General features: G+C 56.0%; 18 protein-coding genes and 1 tRNA gene. 13 read left to right on the top strand and 6 right to left on the bottom strand.

Going from position 1 to position 18,177, the window contains the following annotated elements; genetic code table 11:
- Nucleotides 1–8 precede the first annotated feature (8 nt).
- Both DW724_RS10700 and rsmI read left to right on the top strand, forming a co-directional pair.
- Nucleotides 9–707, top strand: a complete 699-nt coding sequence (locus DW724_RS10700; protein ID WP_118761454.1) for a tRNA1(Val) (adenine(37)-N6)-methyltransferase — start codon at nucleotides 9–11, stop codon at nucleotides 705–707.
- Nucleotides 708–853: 146 nt separating this feature from the next.
- Nucleotides 854–1,702 carry a 16S rRNA (cytidine(1402)-2'-O)-methyltransferase gene (rsmI, locus tag DW724_RS10695; RefSeq protein ID WP_243105736.1) on the top strand — a complete coding sequence of 283 codons (849 nt, stop codon included), beginning with the start codon at nucleotides 854–856 and terminating at the stop codon, nucleotides 1,700–1,702.
- Between the two features lie 44 nt (nucleotides 1,703–1,746).
- On the opposite strand, the gene DW724_RS10690 is transcribed toward rsmI, so the two are convergent.
- The 3 genes from DW724_RS10690 to DW724_RS10680 all read right to left on the bottom strand — a co-directional run bounded on the left by DW724_RS10690 (nucleotide 1,747) and on the right by DW724_RS10680 (nucleotide 2,739).
- Nucleotides 1,747–2,097, bottom strand: coding sequence for a DUF134 domain-containing protein (locus DW724_RS10690; protein WP_118761453.1), 351 nt, complete (start codon nucleotides 2,095–2,097; stop codon nucleotides 1,747–1,749).
- 3 nt (nucleotides 2,098–2,100) lie between these two features.
- Complete coding sequence (locus tag DW724_RS10685; protein WP_118360585.1) at nucleotides 2,101–2,493, bottom strand: NifB/NifX family molybdenum-iron cluster-binding protein; 393 nt, start codon at nucleotides 2,491–2,493, stop codon at nucleotides 2,101–2,103.
- Nucleotides 2,494–2,663: 170 nt separating this feature from the next.
- A tRNA-Thr gene (locus DW724_RS10680) sits at nucleotides 2,664–2,739 on the bottom strand.
- A 186-nt stretch (nucleotides 2,740–2,925) separates the two neighbouring features.
- Between DW724_RS10680 and rpsF the strand changes: the two genes are divergently transcribed.
- The 3 genes from rpsF to rpsR are packed head-to-tail and all read left to right on the top strand — an operon-like array spanning nucleotide 2,926 to nucleotide 4,022.
- Entirely contained in the window at nucleotides 2,926–3,222 is a 297-nt protein-coding gene (gene rpsF, locus DW724_RS10675) for a 30S ribosomal protein S6 (RefSeq protein ID WP_110435639.1), read from the top strand.
- A gap of 14 nt (nucleotides 3,223–3,236) precedes the next feature.
- Nucleotides 3,237–3,728, top strand: coding sequence for a single-stranded DNA-binding protein (locus tag DW724_RS10670; RefSeq protein ID WP_110435640.1), 492 nt, complete (start codon nucleotides 3,237–3,239; stop codon nucleotides 3,726–3,728).
- A gap of 21 nt (nucleotides 3,729–3,749) precedes the next feature.
- On the top strand, nucleotides 3,750–4,022 hold the full coding sequence (rpsR, locus tag DW724_RS10665) for a 30S ribosomal protein S18 (RefSeq protein WP_110435641.1): 273 nt from the start codon (nucleotides 3,750–3,752) through the stop codon (nucleotides 4,020–4,022).
- A 135-nt stretch (nucleotides 4,023–4,157) separates the two neighbouring features.
- Here rpsR and DW724_RS10660 read toward each other — a convergent pair whose 3' ends face one another.
- On the bottom strand, nucleotides 4,158–5,492 hold the full coding sequence (locus DW724_RS10660) for a zinc ribbon domain-containing protein (protein WP_118761452.1): 1,335 nt from the start codon (nucleotides 5,490–5,492) through the stop codon (nucleotides 4,158–4,160).
- A 945-nt stretch (nucleotides 5,493–6,437) separates the two neighbouring features.
- Between DW724_RS10660 and DW724_RS10655 the strand changes: the two genes are divergently transcribed.
- The 3 genes from DW724_RS10655 (at nucleotide 6,438) to trpS (ending at nucleotide 11,137) form a co-directional block, all read left to right on the top strand.
- The gene (locus DW724_RS10655) at nucleotides 6,438–9,242 is read left to right on the top strand and encodes a L,D-transpeptidase family protein (RefSeq protein ID WP_158580275.1); all 2,805 of its coding nucleotides are present in this window, start codon (nucleotides 6,438–6,440) and stop codon (nucleotides 9,240–9,242) included.
- A 252-nt stretch (nucleotides 9,243–9,494) separates the two neighbouring features.
- Nucleotides 9,495–10,061 (top strand): TetR/AcrR family transcriptional regulator, encoded by a 567-nt coding sequence (locus DW724_RS10650; RefSeq protein ID WP_110435644.1) that lies wholly within the window; start codon nucleotides 9,495–9,497, stop codon nucleotides 10,059–10,061.
- 14 nt (nucleotides 10,062–10,075) lie between these two features.
- Nucleotides 10,076–11,137, top strand: coding sequence for a tryptophan--tRNA ligase (trpS, locus tag DW724_RS10645; protein WP_118761450.1), 1,062 nt, complete (start codon nucleotides 10,076–10,078; stop codon nucleotides 11,135–11,137).
- A gap of 44 nt (nucleotides 11,138–11,181) precedes the next feature.
- Here trpS and aguA read toward each other — a convergent pair whose 3' ends face one another.
- Complete coding sequence (aguA, locus tag DW724_RS10640; protein ID WP_118761449.1) at nucleotides 11,182–12,276, bottom strand: agmatine deiminase; 1,095 nt, start codon at nucleotides 12,274–12,276, stop codon at nucleotides 11,182–11,184.
- Between the two features lie 342 nt (nucleotides 12,277–12,618).
- On the opposite strand from aguA, the gene DW724_RS10635 reads away from it, so the two are divergent.
- The 5 genes from DW724_RS10635 (at nucleotide 12,619) to pepF (ending at nucleotide 17,362) form a co-directional block, all read left to right on the top strand.
- Nucleotides 12,619–13,077 (top strand): DUF4282 domain-containing protein, encoded by a 459-nt coding sequence (locus DW724_RS10635; protein ID WP_118761448.1) that lies wholly within the window; start codon nucleotides 12,619–12,621, stop codon nucleotides 13,075–13,077.
- A 155-nt stretch (nucleotides 13,078–13,232) separates the two neighbouring features.
- Nucleotides 13,233–13,616, top strand: a complete 384-nt coding sequence (locus DW724_RS10630) for a metal-dependent transcriptional regulator (protein WP_110435666.1) — start codon at nucleotides 13,233–13,235, stop codon at nucleotides 13,614–13,616.
- Nucleotides 13,617–13,795: 179 nt separating this feature from the next.
- Entirely contained in the window at nucleotides 13,796–14,968 is a 1,173-nt protein-coding gene (recA, locus tag DW724_RS10625) for a recombinase RecA (protein ID WP_118761447.1), read from the top strand.
- Nucleotides 14,968–15,435, top strand: a complete 468-nt coding sequence (locus DW724_RS10620) for a regulatory protein RecX (protein WP_118761446.1) — start codon at nucleotides 14,968–14,970, stop codon at nucleotides 15,433–15,435. Before recA ends, DW724_RS10620 begins: the two co-directional genes overlap by 1 nt.
- Nucleotides 15,436–15,562: 127 nt before the next feature.
- The gene (gene pepF, locus DW724_RS10615; protein WP_118761445.1) at nucleotides 15,563–17,362 is read left to right on the top strand and encodes an oligoendopeptidase F; all 1,800 of its coding nucleotides are present in this window, start codon (nucleotides 15,563–15,565) and stop codon (nucleotides 17,360–17,362) included.
- A gap of 256 nt (nucleotides 17,363–17,618) precedes the next feature.
- Here pepF and DW724_RS16435 read toward each other — a convergent pair whose 3' ends face one another.
- Nucleotides 17,619–17,996 carry a transposase gene (locus tag DW724_RS16435; RefSeq protein WP_442861282.1) on the bottom strand — a complete coding sequence of 126 codons (378 nt, stop codon included), beginning with the start codon at nucleotides 17,994–17,996 and terminating at the stop codon, nucleotides 17,619–17,621.
- Between the last annotated feature and the right edge of the window lie 181 nt (nucleotides 17,997–18,177).

Genomic DNA, 18,177 nt, shown 5'->3' with positions numbered 1-18,177 from the left:
GAGAAATCATGGCGCAAAGCACTGAAATACTCCCTAACGGACTGCAATTATTACAGGACGACCGGTTTTTTAAGCTCGGACAGGACAGCGTGCTGCTCAGCGCGTTCGCCAAGCCGAGACGCAATGCCAAACTGCTCGACCTCGGCTGCGGCACAGGCGCACTGGCGCTGCTCGTATGGCGGCCGGATCTCAAGATCACCGGACTGGAACTGCAGGACGGCCCGCTCGACCTGTTCCGGCAGTCCATCACAGCAAACGAGCTGGAAAACGTAACCGCTCTGCAGGGCGATCTGCGGCAGATGCGTACGCTGCTGCCACACGGCAGTATGGATTACGTTATCTGCAACCCGCCGTATTTCGACCGCAACGCAGGCGCGAATGCGCCGACCGCCGAAAAGCGCACCGCAAGGCAGGACGCGACCTGTTCGGTCGAGGAACTGGCGGTTGCGGCCTCGTTCGTGCTGCATACCGGTGGTAAAGCCGCGTTCGTATTCCGGCCGGAACGGCTGTGGGTGCTGCTCGAAGCGCTTTCGCGCGTGCGGCTCGTGCCGAAAAGAATGCGGTTCGTGCACCAGAGCGTGCAAGCGGCGCCAAGCGTCGTCATGGTCGAGTGCCGAAAAGGCGGCAGTGCGGAAGGACTTGTTGTTGAGCCGCCGCTGATCGTTGAGAGTGATGAATATTTCCGTATTTACGGAATTGAGCATTGAAAATGGAGAATCAGCGCTATCCTTGCGCGAGTCCCGTCCGCGCTGCGCTGATACGCGCAATGCGCGATGATTTAGCCGCACCTTCATTTCCCATTCTCAATTATCCATTCTCTATTCTCCATTTAAGAAATTCCGGAGGGATTGAATTGTCTACATTATACTTAGTCGCAACGCCGATCGGCAACCTGAGTGATTTATCGCCGCGGGCACGCGAGGTGCTCAGCACGGTGGATTTCATCGCGGCAGAGGACACCCGCGTGACGCAAAAGCTGCTTAACGCCTGCGAATTGCCCAAAAAGCCGATGATCTCGTACTACGAACACAATCGCCGCGCACGCGGTGAAGCAGTTTTGGAGAAGCTGCTCGCCGGTGAGACCTGTGCGCTCGTAACCGATGCGGGCACGCCTGCGGTTTCCGATCCGGGTGAGGATCTGGTCGCGCTGTGCGCCGAGCACGATGTGCCCGTTATCCCGATTCCGGGCTGCTGTGCGGCGGTCTGCGCGCTGGCGGCATCCGGTCTGCCGACCGGACGCTGGTGCTTTGAAGGCTTCCTGTCGGTCAACAAAAAGGCCCGCAGAGAGCATTTGGACGCACTGCAGGGCGAAAAACGCACGATGATCTTCTACGAAGCACCGCACAAGCTGTGTGCAACGCTGCGTGACCTGCGCGACGCCTTCGGCGGCGACCGCCGACTGTCGCTCTCGCGCGAGCTGACCAAGCTGCATGAGCAGACGCTCCGCATGACGCTCGATGCGGCGGTTGCATACTTTGACGCCAATGCGCCGCGCGGCGAGTTCGTGCTCATCCTCGAGGGTGCGCCGGACGAGCCGGAAACCGAGCAGGACGAGGCCGAGCGTCTTGCCTCTGCCGCCAAGGCGGTCCGCCGCCGCGTGGAACAGGGCCAGACCCAGAAGGACGCGGTCAAGGCGGTTTCCGCCGAAACCGGCGTAAAGAAAAACGCGCTGTACCGCTATGTACTCGATCACGAAGAATAACGAAAAACCGTTGCAAAAAGCAACGGTTTTTTCGTTTTCTGCACCTATTTGAGATGTTTCGGACAGTCGCTGCGGCAGCAATGTCCGCGTCCCGGACACTGCGCATGACGCTCGCACAGCGCAACATCGCCGCCCTCGATCACCAGTCGTTTGCCGTTTACAAGGCAATCCGCCAGCTTGCGGCGGGCGTTGTTGTAGATCAGCTGCACCGTTGTGCGGGCCACGCCCATCTGCGCGGCAGCCTGCTCCTGCTGCAGATTCTCCAGATCCAGCAGACGGATGGCTTCATATTCGTCCAGCGTCATTTGTACGCACTCTGTCGTATTTTCCTGCGGGGAAAACTCGCTGAACGTCGGCATACTGCAGATTCTGCGGCACTTTCTCGGTCTCGGCATGGATTATTCGTGACAGTGACCGCCGCAGCCGTGGCTGCCGCAGGAATGGCCTTCGCCGTGATCATGGTGCGTGCAATGTACATTGGGATCAAACGCCAGCGTACCGTTCAGGAAAGCCTGCACCGCCTCATCTGCGTTGCCCTGCACGCCGCCGATCAGACGGATATTGGCCTCCGCAAGCGCTGCCTGTGCGCCGCCGCCAATGCCGCCGCAGATCAGCGTATCCACACCAAGCTGCGCCAGCAGGCCGGCCAGCGCACCGTGACCGCTGCCGTTCGTATCCACCACCTGCGCATGCAGCAGCTTGCCGCCGGATACCTCGTACAACTTAAACTGCTCCGTGTGGCCAAAATGCTGGAAAACCTCTCCGTTTTCATAGGTAACTGCGATCTTCATAACCATTTCCTCCGAATCATTTCTGGCATATGCCAATAACATTACCTATAGTCTATCATGTTTTCGACATATGTCAATAATAAGTTTTGGCATACCGCTATCCCATTATATAGAAAACAGACGCCGATATCCGGATAAAGCAAAAACCCTTCCGAAAATCGGAAGGGTTTTGGAGCTTGTGGCCGGACTCGAACCGGCGACCTGCGCATTACGAATGCGCTGCTCTACCAACTGAGCCACACAAGCACTTATGCGTCCTGCGACGAATCTCTGCCTCGTTCACAGTGTTTTCAGTATATCATGCTTTTGAAAGTTCGTCAATATTTTTTTGAAATTTTTCTTGACATTCTCCGTGTATCCGTTATAATGGTATAGTATCCTTGCTCACATCAAAGGATGTGGGCCAAAAGTCCAAAAGGAGGTGCTAAGAATATGGCAAAGATTTCTGGCAAGTACGAGACTATCTTCATCGTTAACCCCAAGCTGGAAGAGGCAGCGGCTACCGCTGTTGTGGACAAGTTCAAGTCTCTCGTTGAGGCGAACGGCACGAACGTAGAGGTCGAGGACTGGGGCAAGCGCCGTCTGGCGTACCCGATCGAGGATCAGACGGAGGGCGTTTACACGCTGGTTCGTTTTGAGTCCAAGCCCGATTTCCCGGCTGAGCTGGACCGTATCTACAAGATCACGGACGGCATCATGCGTTCCATCATCGTCTGCCTGGACGACTAAGGCGGTGAACACCAATGCTCAATAAGGCGATTCTGATGGGTCGTTTGACCCGCGATCCCGAATTGCGCCATACCCAGTCCAACATGGCTGTGTGCTCGTTCTCGCTTGCGATCGACCGTGGTCGCAAGGATCAGAACGGCGAACGCCAGACCGACTTCATCGACTGTGTCGCATGGGGCCGTCAGGCAGAGTTCGTTGCACAGTGGTTCACGAAGGGTTCTATGGCAATCGTAGTCGGCCGTATCCAGTCCCGCCGCTGGCAGGACCAGAACGGCAACAACCGCACTGCAATCGAAGTAAATTGCGACGAGGTTTCCTTCGGTGAAACGAAGAAATCCCGCGATGCCTACAATGCAGGCAATCAGGGCGGTTTTGGCGGCTATGACAATGGATCGCAGATGCGGCCCGAGCCTGCCGCGTCCCAGGTTGCTCCGGCTTTCGATCTCCCCGCAGGAGATTCGGATTTTCAGGAGCTTGCTGATGACGACGGCGATGTCCCATTCTAAACTGAAGGAGGTTACGTGATCATGGAAGAAACCAAGAAGGAATTTACTCCCCGTCCGGAGCGTGCAGAGCGCCCGCAGCGCGGCCGTCGCCGTCGCAAGGTATGCGCATTCTGCGTAGATAAGGTTGCACACGTTGACTATAAAGATGCCGGCAAGCTGAAGAAGTACATGTCCGAGCGCGGCAAGATCCTGCCCCGCCGCATGACCGGTACCTGCGCTGCTCATCAGCGTCAGCTGACCGAGGCTATCAAGCGTGCACGTCACATTGCTCTTCTGCCCTACACCGCAGAGTAAGCAATTCGTTTTTTATAATCAAGGATACGCAAAGCGTCGTTTTCACAAGAAAGCGGCGCTTTTTTGCACCCTTGTTTCTCGTTTGCGGCAAACAAAAAGGACGCGTTATGCGTCCTTTTTTCGTTATTCCCATGTTCAGTTCATCAGATCGAGCAGCTTATAGCAGCGTGTTTTGGTGTAGCTCTGCTTAAAGCTGTAGGATGCAAGCTGCTTTGCGGTGTCATCCTCGGTCTCCTTTGCGGCATTTTCCGCACCGGAATCTCGCTCCTGCACCCACTGCTTGTAGCTTGCCTCCTCGGAAGCGTACTGATCGGCGTTGAGCACGGTCGCAAGGTAGTCGTACATCTCACCCAGCAGGTTATCCCATTGCTCAAACGAGCTTGCGGTCATAGCCAGCTCATCCTCCTGGTTGGCTGCCGACGAAATTTTCAGATCGTCACTTTCCAGCTCATCCATCTTTTTGCTGAATGCATCGCGCTGCTCGGCCTTTTTCTGGCTGTTCTCTTCCTGCTGCTTTTCCTGCTGCTGTGCATCGGAAAGCTGCTTCTGCAGCTCCTTGACCTGCTTTTTCTGGTCAGCGGTCAGCGAATCATCATTTGCCAGAGAATCCAGCTTGCCGCTGGCGGCATCGTACTTTTTATCGTCCAGGTAACTCTGCGCCTCGTCCAGATCGGAGTTGAACTGATCGTCCGACTGAGCAGACTGCGCCTTATCGAGCAAGTCCTCGATGGCCTTGTACATCGCGGAATCCGGGTCGGTGACACGGTTCTGCAGCTGCTTGAGCGCCGCAATGGCCTCGGTGTACTGGCCGTTGCCCACATAATCCTCAGCGGACTGATAGTCCTTGATCAGCTGAATGGTCGCATCCAGAGCCGCCGGGTCCTTGGCTTCCTCCTGTGCCTTCTGGTAATACGTAAGCGCCTTGTCGAAGTCACCGTGATCCATGTACTTTTCGGCCATGATGAGGTTTTCGTCGGTCTTGTGCGAATTTGCAAAATACCACACACCGCCGCCGATCAAAGCCGCCACGATGATGACCACCAACGCAACGATCAGGCCGCGTTTTCCCTTGGACGGCTTTTTGTAAACGCGGTCCTTCGGATCGGCCTCGCCATTGTAGTAGGTCGTGCGGCGCTCGGGCATGCCCGCAGCACGGCGGACCGGCGGCGTGTCGATCGGGCGCATGGTATCCTGCGTGGGAATGTTCGGATTCGGGATATTGGGATTGGTGTCTGCCAGCGGATCGGCAACCGTGTCGTCCACCGGAAGCTGCTGCTTTTCGTCCCGCATAGCCGCGTCAAACGCGCTGGTGTCAATCGGACCGGTCTCAACAGGGTCCTTCATATCATCCGGCAGGGTGGTAAATACAGCTGTTTCGTCATTGACACCGGTCTGCTCGACAGCTGCGCCGCAGAAGGGGCAGAATTTTCCGGCGATCGGCAGCTCCTTGCCGCAGTTTTTGCAAAGCATGGGTGATTTCCTCCTTTGAAAAAGGGTCGTTTTTATGCTTATTTTATAGTATAACATGCTGTATTCAGATTGTAAAGCGTGGATGGCTGTTCCCCATATTGGGATTCGCCGCCTGCGGACGGCGGGAACGTCGCCGCGCCCCGCGGCGGGGCAAGAGGGTAGACACCAATGGTTTCTACCCTCTTAACTCCCACTTCCTTTTGTTTCTTAGTCTGGCGCAGACCAGAGACCGGCGACCGCTGCAAAATGGGGAACGGCAGTCGGGTTACCGCAGCGTGTCTTTCTCCGCCTTTTCGCATTTCACAGACAGCTTACTGCTACACATATGGTTAAATCTACGCAGGGTGCGGCACAAGGTGAATTGCCCGAAGGGTAAGAGAGAGTCCCCTGGGGGATGACAGTGCCGCACAAGTCTTTAACGCGTTATATTGTAGGACGGGGTGACCTCACCCCGCCGTTTTTTACGATTTGCTGCCATTTACATACGGCGGGATGGGGTCATCCCGCCCTACAAGATAGATTCTGCAACGGATGAAATCCGCAGGTGCTGTCCGTAAACTCCAGACTAACGAGTTGCGCGGCACTGTTATGCCGCGCCTGCGTAGAAAAAACCGTCTGTGTAGCAGTACACTGTCTGTGAACTGCGGAAAGGCGGAGAAAGGCACGCAGCGGTAACCCGACTGCCGCTCCCCTGTTTCGCAGCGGTCGCCGTTCTCCGATTTTCGCCGTGCTCTCCCAAGGGAAACGGGAGTCAAGAGGGCAGAAACCGCAGGTGTCTACCCTCTTGCCCCCTCGGCGTGGGTACGCCGTCCCCAGCGGACAGCGAAATGTTTCGGAACTGAAACCTTACTCGTCTTGACAAGCTCTGGTCCGGAACGTAAAATATAGGTAATAAGGTAAGGCAGAATGTCCGCATTCTGCAACTGTCAAAAAGGGGATAGTATTTTGAAGTTGACAAAACGCATTTTCAGCGGTCTGCTGGCCGCCATGATGCTGTTCACCACTGCTTTTGCCGTAAATGATTCGGCGACAACCACGGCTGCAAACGCGCTGATGTTTGCACTCAAGCCGATCACCGGCAGCGCGTACGACAGCACTGCTCTCCAGACCGATCTGGCAGCAGCGCAGAAGATCATCTCGCAGCGCATGCAGCTTGAGGGTCTGACCGGCGCGTCTGCCGCCGTTTCCGGCGATGTAATCACCGTTTCCATTCCGAAAACAGCTACCGGCAACACTGCCGCTTACTGGGCCGCTCGTCTGGGCGACCGCCGTCTGTGCAGTGTGACCGACTTTCTGAACGAGGAGTGTCAGTTCGACCGTGCAGATTTTGCCTCTGCCAAGGCAACCACCGAGAACGGCGCTGAAGCCGTTGAGATCGACCTGACCGACTCCGGCAAGACCAAGCTGACCGAGGCCCACAACAAGGTAAAGGCATACCTTGCGGACAGCAAGAACGACGCTGACAAGGCGCAGTGGCTCACCTTCCACTGGGGCACCACCACCTTCCGCATGCTGGTGGACGACAGCTTCTCCGACAGCAAGCTGGTGATCGGCGGCGATTCCGATCCGCTGCGTGCCGGTGCATCCAAGTACATGCCGCAGTATCTGATGCTCGATCCGCTCCCGTTTGCACTGGAGCAGACCGCCGTTCCGACGGCCACCGAGCCGACGACTCCGACCACTCCCACCGAACCCACGACTCCGACTGATCCGACCACACCTTCCGAGCCGGCGACCACGGATTTCCCGGATATCGACGGTCACTGGGCTGCCGCTTCGCTGCGCAAGGGTGTTGAGCTGGGTCTGCTGAAGGGCATCAACGGCAAAATTATGCCGAACAACTCGGTCAAGCGTTCCGAGGCTATCGTTATCCTCAACCGTGCGCTTGGCGCAACGCAGGCCGACAGTGTATCCGGTCTGGCGGCCAGCCAGCAGTCCGCATGGTACAGCGGGGATCTGGGCAAGGCCATCCACCTCGGCCTGATCACCGCAAACGACAACCGCAGCTTTGACACTGCAGCTACCCGTGCCGAGGCTTTCGTGCTGATGGCTCGTGCGTTCGCGTACGACCGCGCAGAGACCGCTACCGATGAGCTGAGCAGCTTCACCGATACCTCCTCCATGACCACCGAGCAGAAGCAGGCTGCTGCCGCTCTGATCAGCCAGGGCGTTGTAAACGGTACCTCTGCTACCAAGCTGTCTCCGTCGAACAAGCTGACCCGTGCACAGTTCGTCACCATGATTGTGCGCATTGCCGCTGCCACCAACGCAGACAGCGCACCGACCAAGCTGGCCGGCGGCACCGTACTCACCAATCCGAGCATCGCTCTGACCGGCGCTGTCGCAGACGGCGACTGGATCTTTGCCGCTCCCACGAATGAAATTTCGCTCGATTCCGTCAGCAGCTCGCACCGCATCGTCCTCAAGGGCGAGGAGCGCGCTGTACTGAATGCCACCAAGCAGACCAGCATCTCTACGCTTGCTGTTGACCCGGCAGGCACGGCGGATGTTAAGATGGACAACACTTCGTCCGTAAACACGCTCGTTATCGCAGGCAAAGGCGGCTCCGTTGGCTACAGCGGCGCAGTCTCCAACATCGAGATCACCGCTTCCGGCCGCACGATCGTGCTCGAAGGCATGACCTCGGATGCCATCACCATCACCGGCAGCAACAACACCATCCTGCTCAAGGGCGACGCGGATACCGTTTCCGTACTGCGCGGCTCCGGCAACCGCATCACGCTGTCCGGCACGGTCGGCACGATGGTTCTGGCCGGCAAGAACACCACGGTCGACGGCACCGGCAAGATCGGCACCGTAGACACCCGCATGGTCGGCTGCACGGTAACGGCTAAGGCCGACCACACGATCGACAACATCGATCCCGGTCTGGATGGCGTTCAAATCACGATGACCGTTCCGGATAAGGTTAAGGCCGGCGGCTCGCTGACTGCCAAGGTCAGCTTCTCCGGCGTAAAGGAAGGCGTTACCTGCACTGCAATCTGGTATCAGGACGGCTCCGCGATCAAGGGCTGCACAAACAACAGCTTCGAGCTGACCAACGGCAAGACCTCCAGCCACACCAGCACCTTCACCTTCACCAAGAATATGAAGACCAGCACGGCGATTGGCTTTAAGCTGCTCTACGACAACCCGTCCACCGGCGAAACTGAGCAGGTTTACGCCCAGAAGACCGTTCCGATCGAGAATTACTCTGCCGAGTGGTATGCACAGCGCGACGCTGCCGCTATCCTCAAGCAGGTATCCTCGGTTTACCGCGGCAACTACACCACGTCCTACGCCGCTAACAACGACTACTCCACCACCACCAAGGAGGTCTGGATCAACGCCAAGGGCTACTCCAGCAACACCAATTATCTGGTCTGGATCAACCGCGCATACCAGCATGTAAACGTATTCACCGGCTCCAAGGGCAACTGGAAGCTGACCAAGAGCTTTATCGTCGGCACCGGTGCTGCCTCCACCCCGACTCCGGTCGGCGTGACCACCGTCAGCTACAAGCTGAAGGCAGGCTGGACCACCGGTACTTACACAGTTCGTCCGGTTGTAGGCTTCTACCCGGGCACCGGCTACGCGTTCCACTCCCGCCTGTGCTATCCCGGCACCGATACCGAATACGACTTCAGCAGCGGCTATCCGGTTTCGCACGGCTGTGTACGCATGAAGCACAACGACATCAACTGGATTTACAACAACGTACCGATCGGTTCGACTGTCGTAATCTACTAAACCGCAGCTGCAAACACCGATATTCTCCGTTTTTCCGGAGAATATCGGCGTTTTTTTGCCGCAAAACAGTGTGTACATCATCAACATCCTGTCCTGCACCACAACGATAAATTCTCACCATGATAATGTAATTCGTCATTTTATACGCATTTTTCGCAAATGCAATTGGTTATCGTTGTGACATTTTAATGTTGACGCCGACAACATCAGGGACTATAATAAACCCATCACAACAAACAACGAGGTGAGAAAATGGCCGATCAGTATCATCACGGAAATCTCAAAAGCAAGCTGTTGGAGGAAGCGGTCACGCTGATCTCGCAGGACGGCCTTGAAAATCTTTCTCTCCGGCGGCTGGCAACGCAGTGCGGCGTGAGTCACAACGCCATCTACCGCCACTTTGACAGCAAGGAGCGCCTGATCGACGCCTGCCGTGCCTACGTCATGCAGGAGCTGACGCGCACACTCGAGCTGACGCTCAGCGGTCTGGACGAAAGCCTGCCGCAGACCATGGAGCAGCTCGGCACCGCCTATCTGGATTTTTACATGCGCAACCCGACGTATTTCAGCGCGTATTTCCGCAATGCGTCCCAGAAGCTGACGTTCTCGCTTGAGCCGATCGAGGGCAACTACCCGCCGTTTTCCGTTTTCCGCCGTGTGGCTGTCGCTATCGCGGAAAAGCAAGGCATTCCGCAGGATGAGACACGATGGCGGCTTCTGCGCTACTGGACGATGCTCAACGGCATGTTCGCCATGTGGATTTCCTCCAACGTGGAACTGCCCGAAAACTGGAAAACCTGTCTGAAAAACGAATTTTAAGGAGCGTTTACGATATGAAACAGATCATTCTTACGGGCGACCGCCCGACCGGCAACCTGCATGTCGGCCACTACGTCGGCTCACTGGCCGAGCGCGTGAAGCTGCAGAATTCCGGAAAATATGACGAAATTTACATCATGATTGCGGATGCACAGGCGCTGACCGACAACGCCGAGCACCCGGAGCGCGTGCGCCAGAACATTATGAAGGTCGCGCTGGACTATCTTGCGGTCGGCATTGATCCGGAAAAGACGAATATCTTCATCCAGTCCATGGTGCCGCAGCTGACCGAGCTGACGTTCTACTACATGAATCTTGTCACCGTGTCCCGTGTACAGCGCAACCCTACCGTTAAGGCAGAGATTCAGATGCGCAACTTTGAAGCCAGCATTCCGGTCGGTTTTTTCTGCTATCCGATCAGTCAGGCGGCGGACATCACCGCATTCAACGCTACGGCTGTTCCGGTCGGCGAGGACCAGGAGCCGATGCTCGAGCAGTGCCGCGAAATCGTGCACAAGTTCAACACGATTTACGGTGAAACGCTGACGATGCCGCAGATTGTTCTTCCGTCCAACAACGCCTGCATGCGTCTGCCCGGCACGGACGGCAAGGCGAAGATGAGCAAGTCGCTCGGCAACTGCATCTACCTTGCGGATCCGGAGGAGGTCGTTCGTGAGAAGATCATGTCCATGTACACCGATCCGGACCATATCCGCGTGCAGGATCCCGGCAAGTTGGAGGGCAATACCGTGTTCACCTATCTGGATGCTTTCTGCCAGCCGGAGCACTTCGCAGAATTCCTGCCGGACTACCAGAATCTTGACGAGCTGAAAGCGCACTACCAGCGCGGCGGACTCGGCGATGTGAAGGTGAAGAAGTTCCTGAACAACGTCATGCAGTCTCTGCTGTCGCCCATGCGTGAGCGCCGTGCGCAGTGGGAGGGTCGCCTGCCTGAAGTCTACGAGATTCTCAAGAAGGGCAGCGAAATCGCCGCTGAGACTGCTCAGGGTACGCTCGATCGAGTCCGTCACGCGATGAAAATCGACTATTTCACCGATAACGGTCTGCTCAAGTAAAAATAGCAAAATAAAGGACGAACCACTTGGTTCGTCCTCTATTTTTACACTTTCGGGATTTGCTGGGTCACGCAGTGGATATTGCCGCCGCCAATCAGAATATCACGGGCAGCAATCGCAACCACCTTACGGGTCGGGAAAAGCTCCTGCAGGATGGCCTGCGCCTTTTCATCCATCGGGTCACCGAAGGCAGGCATGACAACAGCCTCGTTCGCAATGTAGAAGTTGACGTAGCTTGCCGCCAGACGCTCTCCCGGGGTGCGGGTCGGCTCGCCGTCGCACAGGTCAAGGCCGTCGCACTCCTCTGCGGTGATGGTCACCGGCTTGGGCAGCGGCAGCTTGTGCACCTTGATCCTGCGTCCCTTGGCATCGGTCGCGGCTTCCAATGCATCCAGACTCGCCTTGGAAAGCGCATACTGCGGGTCGGTCTCGTCGTCCGTCCACGCGAGCACAACCTCGCCCGGAGCCGTGAAAGCGCATACGTTGTCAACGTGTTCGTTGGTCTCGTCGTTGTAAATACCGCGCGGCAGCCAGATCACCTTGGAAACGCCCAGATAATCGCACAAAACCTGCTCAATTTGAGTCTTTGTGAGATCGGGATTGCGTCCCGCGCTCAGCAGGCAGGCTTCGGTGACGAGCGCGGTGCCCTCGCCGTCCGAGTGAATGGAGCCGCCCTCGCAAATGAAATCGCGTTTGTCATATACGTCATTGTTCAGCAGGTCGCAGAACTTGCGCGCCACACGGTTGTCCTTCTCCCACGAGGGATACAGGCCGTCCACATCGCCGCCCCACGCGTTAAACCCCCAGTCGATGCCGCGGCGCTCTCCCCTGTCGTTGATAACAAAGGTCGGGCCAACATCACGCGCCCACGCATCGTCAGTCTCCATCACGACCAGACGAACGCGGTCGGGCAGCTGTGCACGCGCGTTGTCATACTGCCCTTCCGAGCAGAGCACGGTCATGCTTTCGCTTTCGGAAATCGTCTCGATTACACGCAGAAAGGCTTTCCGGGCCGCATAGGCGCCGTACTGCCAGCTGTCGGCGCGTTCCGGCCAGATCATCAGGCAGCCCTCATGCGGTGCAAACTCCGCAGGCATATAAAACCCGTCCTGCGCGGGTGTAGTGTGCAAAATTTTCATGGTATCTCTCCCGTTCGGTGGTACATCAAGAGTACAACATTTTGATGGAATTTGCAATGGTCGTAGGCGGTTTGAAATGAAAAATTGAGAATGGAGAATGGAAAATGAACGTAATATTGAACGGTATGCGGGCGGTCGCCGACCGTCCCTGCGATTCCACGATTGCCGCCGTTTCTTAATGATAACGCCATTCTCACCTGATAAATACACCGATTTTCCCCTCACCTGCATTCTCCATTCTCCATTTTCCATTCTCAATTATTCAACTTTCCCTTTATCAACCCCGCAGAATATGGTACACTAAAAATGTATCAACCCATTTCCAAAGGAGAGGTGCATACCATGAATTACACTTACACCTATACATACACACCGCTTTTCACAATGATTCTGCCGATTCTGGCACTTTTACTGATTCTTGCGGGCGGCATCGCGCTGTACACGCTGTTTGTCCGCAAACCGAATCACTATCACGGTGCAGCGGCAAAGCTGCATGATTTTCTCAATTTCCGGCACGCGTACACCGAGGGTCTGCTGAAAATCCTGTACTGCATGACGGTCGCTGCGCTGGCTGTTTACAGCGTTATTCTGCTGTTTTTCCACTTTTTCTGGGCGATTCTGCTGTTTATCATCGGAAATATTGCTGCACGGCTCGGCTATGAATTTATTATGATGCTGTTCAGCATGCACCGCACCCTGCGCAGCATTGACCGCAAAATGCCCGAGCCGCAGCCGTTCGAGCAGCCGGCTCCCGAGCCGCAGAATACACCGGAAAATCCGCTCCCGCCCGATCAGCCGTAACACAGACCGCTGTTTCCGCTTGAAATTTGTTCAACGCAGATTGCAAAAACACGCAAGTCATGATAAAATAGATATACTATTACAGAATTTCGCGGCAGGACCAACCCATGTGCTGCCCTACAGAAAAGAGTATCTTAGAAAAGGAGGTCCGTGCATTGAAAATTCAGGAAAGCGCGGAAAACTACCTGGAAGCCATCCTGGTTCTGACGCAGAAAAATGGACAGGTGCGCTCGATCGACGTTGCGCACTACACCGGCTTTTCCAAGCCGAGCATCAGCCGTGCCGTTGGCCTGCTGCGCGATAACGGTTACGTTTCCATCGACCAGAACGGTCTGCTGGGGCTGACCGAATCCGGCATGCAGATCGCCACCAGCATTTACGAGCGCCACACCGTGCTCACCGCGTTCCTCACCGCTCTCGGCGTGGACGCTGAGACCGCCGCTGAGGATGCGTGCCGCATCGAGCATGTGCTGAGCGAGGAAACCTTCGACAAGCTCAAGCAGCATGCGAAGGCGTATATCGACGCACAGGGTAAATAAGACCTGTTGAAAATCCTGCCTGAAAAGGCAGGATTTTTTATATCAAATTTTATCGAACAAATTTTCGATAAAATCATTGCATTCAAATCGGCACCCTGTTATAATGGGTGTATCGAATCCGAATACACCGCCGCTCTGCGGCTTTCATATTTGTAACTTTTTCAGGAGGAAATGCTATCATGGCTACCAAAAAGCAGTTGGAACCAGTCGCTCCTGCGGCTGATAAGAAGAAAGCACTTGCCGCTGCGCTCGGTCAGATCGAAAAGCAGTTCGGCAAGGGCTCGGTCATGCGTCTGGGCGAAAACACCGGCATGAACATCGAACACATCCCGACCGGCTCGATCGGTCTGGATCTCGCGCTCGGCATCGGCGGTCTGCCGCGCGGCCGAATCATTGAGATCTACGGACCGGAATCCTCCGGTAAGACCACGGTTGCGCTGCACAGCGTTGCAGAGGCGCAGAAGCTGGGCGGCACGGCTGCGTTTATCGACGCCGAGCACGCGCTCGACCCGGTTTACGCCAAGGCACTCGGCGTTGACATTGACAGCCTGCTGGTCTCCCAGCCGGACACCGGTGAGCAGGGTCTGGACATTGCGGAAGCGCTTGTGCGCTCGGGCGCGATCGATATCGTCGTTATCGACTCGGTTGCCGCGCTGACGCCGCGCGCCGAAATCGAAGGCGAAATGGGCGATTCCTTTGTCGGTCTGCATGCCCGCATGATGAGTCAGGCGATGCGAAAGCTGGCCGGCTCGATCGCCAAGAGCCAGTGTGTAGCCATCTTTATCAACCAGCTGCGTGAAAAGGTCGGCGTCATTTACGGCAATCCGGAGGTCACCACCGGCGGCCGTGCGCTCAAGTTCTATGCGTCTGTCCGCATGGAGGTTCGCCGCGTGGAGCATCTGAAAAACGGCACCGAGCTGATCGGCAGCCACACCCGCGTAAAGGTTGTAAAAAACAAGGTCGCTCCCCCGTTCAAGCAGGCTGAGTTCGATATTATGTACGGCGAAGGCATTTCCCGCACGAGCGAGCTGGTCGATCTCGGCGTGGAATTCGGCATCCTCAACAAATCCGGCGCGTGGTTCTCCATGGGCGATACCCGTCTGGGTCAGGGCCGCGATGCTGCCAAGCAGTATTTCAAGGATCATCCGGACATCGCGAATGACGTACAGAAGCAGATCATGGAAAAGGTTGCCGAGGAGCGCAGCAAGCTGGCGCAGAGCCATGCGGCACGTCCTTCCGCCGCTGTGCCAACCGAGAAGGCCGAAAAGCCTGCGGATAAGGCACCGCGTCCGTCGTCCTCCAAGGCGGTCTCCATCGATGCGGACGATTTTGACGACCTCGACGAAGAATAATGAGCGAGGATAAATACCGCGCAGCCCTCGATATGGCGGCAAAACAGCTGTCTTACCGGGCGCTGAGTGCGAAAATGCTGCGCGACAAGCTGCTTGCCAAGGGGCACGATGAGGAAGCCGCCGATTACGCGCTTGCGTGGCTGACCGAACGCAGCATGCTCAATGACGAGCTTTTCGCGGAAAGCGTTGTACGCAGCTACACGCGCAAGGGTTACGGCGCGGCACGCATCCGGCAGGAGCTGACCCGCCGCGGCATAGACCGCGACACCGCAGAAGCGGCTATGCAGACCTTCTCTCCGGATGAGGCGCAAATGCTGGCTCTGCTCGAAAAACGCCTGCGCGGTGACGTTTCCGATCGAAAAGAGGTCGAAAAAGCCGTTGCGGCACTCCAGCGGCGCGGTTTTGCATGGAATGATATCAAGCGCGCACTCGAAACCTACGGCAATTCGCTGCCGGAGGAAGAATAACAAACATCCCGCTTTTTTGCAAGGAAAGCGGGATGTTTGATTTTATCGCGGTAAATCGCTTGCATGAATCCCGCGGTTGGAGTATCATAATAGGAGTAGAAAACTCTACCGGAAAGGAAGTATTTCCATGGAAACCAATAAAATTCCCGCCCGCGCAGATGTGCCCGCAAAGGACAAATGGGCGATTCAGGATCTGTTTGCGACCGACGATGACTGGCGTGCCGCGTTAGCGAAGGCCAAGGAGTTCATTCCGCGCATCACCGCATTCCGCGGCAGACTGGCCGAAAGCGGCGCTGCTCTGCTGTCTTTTTTCCGTCTGGATGATGAAATCAGCCTTGCGTTTGACGCGCTCGTACACTATGCCCAGCGCCGCAGCGATGAGGACACCCGCGTCGCCGCGTATCAGGAGATGGTCAGCCAGGTGACGCGCTTCGCGGTCGAAATTCAGTCTGCCGCCGCGTTTGAGACCCCTGAGCTGCTCGCCATCAGCGATGAGGACATGAACCGTCTGTACGCCGAAGCACCTGAGCTGGAGCTGTACCGCCTGAATATCGACCGCATTCGCCGCCGCCGAGAGCATGTGCTGTCCGACAAGGAGGAGGCAATCCTCGCCGCTGCAGGCGAAATGGCCGCCAGCCCGGATGACATTTACTCCATGCTCAACGATGCCGACCTCAAATTTCCGGACGCGGTGGACAAGGACGGCAATAAGCACCCCGTCACGCACGGCACGTTCATCCCGCTCATGCAGTCCTACGACCGCGTGCTCCGCAAGTCCGCGTTCGATTCGCTGTACTCGGTTTACGGCCAGTTCCGCAACACCTCGGCGGCAACGCTGTCCGCGCAGCTCAAGCAGCTGCTGTTCTTTGCGAATGTCCACAAATATCCTTCGACGCTGGATGCCGCCCTTGACGGCAATGAAGTGCCGACCGAGATTTACCGCAACCTGATCGACGCAGTACACCGCTCGTTTGCGCCCATGTACCGCTATGTTGCGCTGAGAAAGAAGCTGCTCGGCGTGGACGAGCTGCACATGTACGACCTGTATGTGCCGGTCGTGGACGGCGTGGAGATGAAATTCACGTTCGAGGAGGCCAAGGAGATCGCACTGAAGGCGCTCGCGCCGCTCGGTGAGGACTACCTGAATCTGCTCCGCGAAGGCTTTGCCAACGGTTGGATCGACGTGTACGAGAACGAGGGCAAGCGCTCGGGCGCGTACTCGGCAGGCGCGCGCGTGCACCCGTATGTACTGCTCAACTTCAAGGGCACGCTCGACGACGTGTTCACGCTCGTGCATGAGATGGGCCACTCCATCCACTCGTACCTGTCCAACAAGACCCAGCTGACCGCATACCAGGACTATGTGATCTTTGTTGCCGAGGTTGCATCCACCTGCAACGAGGCCCTGCTGATGGAATACCTGCTGTCCGTCACGACCGATAAAAAGGAGCGCGCGTACCTCATCAACCACTTCCTCGAGCAATTCCGCGGCACGCTGTACCGTCAGACCATGTTCGCTGAGTTCGAGCTGGCCGCCAACGAAATGACCCAGCGTGGCGAGGGCACGACCGCCGAAGCGCTCTGCGCGATGTACAAAAAGCTGAACGAGCAGTATTTCGGACCGGAAATGAACGTAGACGAGGAGATTTCGCTCGAATGGGCACGCATCCCGCACTTCTACTACGATTACTATGTTTACCAGTACGCGACCGGCTACGCCGCTGCCATCGCACTGTCGCGCCGCATTCTGCGAGAGGGTGAACCGGCGGTGAAGGATTACCTCGGCTTCCTGTCCGGCGGCTGCTCTGCCGACCCGATCACGCTGCTGCGCGGCGCAGGCGTGGATATGGCAAGCCCGAAGCCGATCGAGGACGCAACAAAGCTGTTTGATGAAATGATCTCTGAGATGGAAAAGATTCTGAATTGAGAATTGAGGATGGAAAATGAAGAATGACGTTTCTTTTTTCATTTTTCATTGTCTGTAACACTTGATTAGAGTAAAGAAACGGGCTGTTGCACAAGGAAGAAAGCCAGTGCAGCAGCCCTTTTTCTATCTTTCTCGGCGTAAAAATGAGGAAAACAAGCGTCAAACGAGTAAAATGTCGAAAACTTAGTCAGCAAAAATAGACCCTTCCGACTTTTAGAAGTCTTTGGAAGAGTCTATTTTTTCGTTTTTCAGAAAATCAGAATTTCAGGTAGGCTTTTGGCTGGATGAGATGCTGCTTCTGTAAGCCGCGGTTGCATTTGGAAACGAAATGTGCAATGTTCTGAGAAAGCCCCAGAAAGAGCAGTTCTTCCAGAACCTTAATGTTTCCACCTGTCAGGAAGCGTTTGAAGCTGCGGTTGTGCTTGAGTTGTCCGAAAGCTCCTTCCGCCTGGATGGAACGGTTGCACCGAAGCAGCTTTCCCTCTTCGGAGGTAATATTCCGGTAAGACTGCTGGCGCATCTTCTGAAATTCCCAGCAGACGGAAATCTCTTTTCTTCTATTCTCATCTTTTGCCTTGCAGCAAACAGAACGGTAAGGACAATCAGAGCAGTCTTTACAGCGGTAAACAGAGATTTCTCGCTCTGTGTACCATCTTTGGTGTGAGAAGTATATTTTGAAACATAGTCCAGATGTCTGCCATTCTTGCAGATAAAGCAGTCATCCGGTTCGTAGTAGCCCATGTTTTCCATTCTGCCGATCTGAGCCTTAAAGGAACGCTTCTGACCGGATTCGTAATTGTTATACGCCTTTTATG

The sequence above is a fragment of the Butyricicoccus sp. AM27-36 genome, from assembly GCF_003480945.1.
GTDB lineage: Bacteria > Bacillota > Clostridia > Oscillospirales > Butyricicoccaceae > Agathobaculum > Agathobaculum butyriciproducens.
Note: the sequence above shows the minus strand (reverse complement) of the source record. Positions and strands in the feature narration are given on the sequence as shown.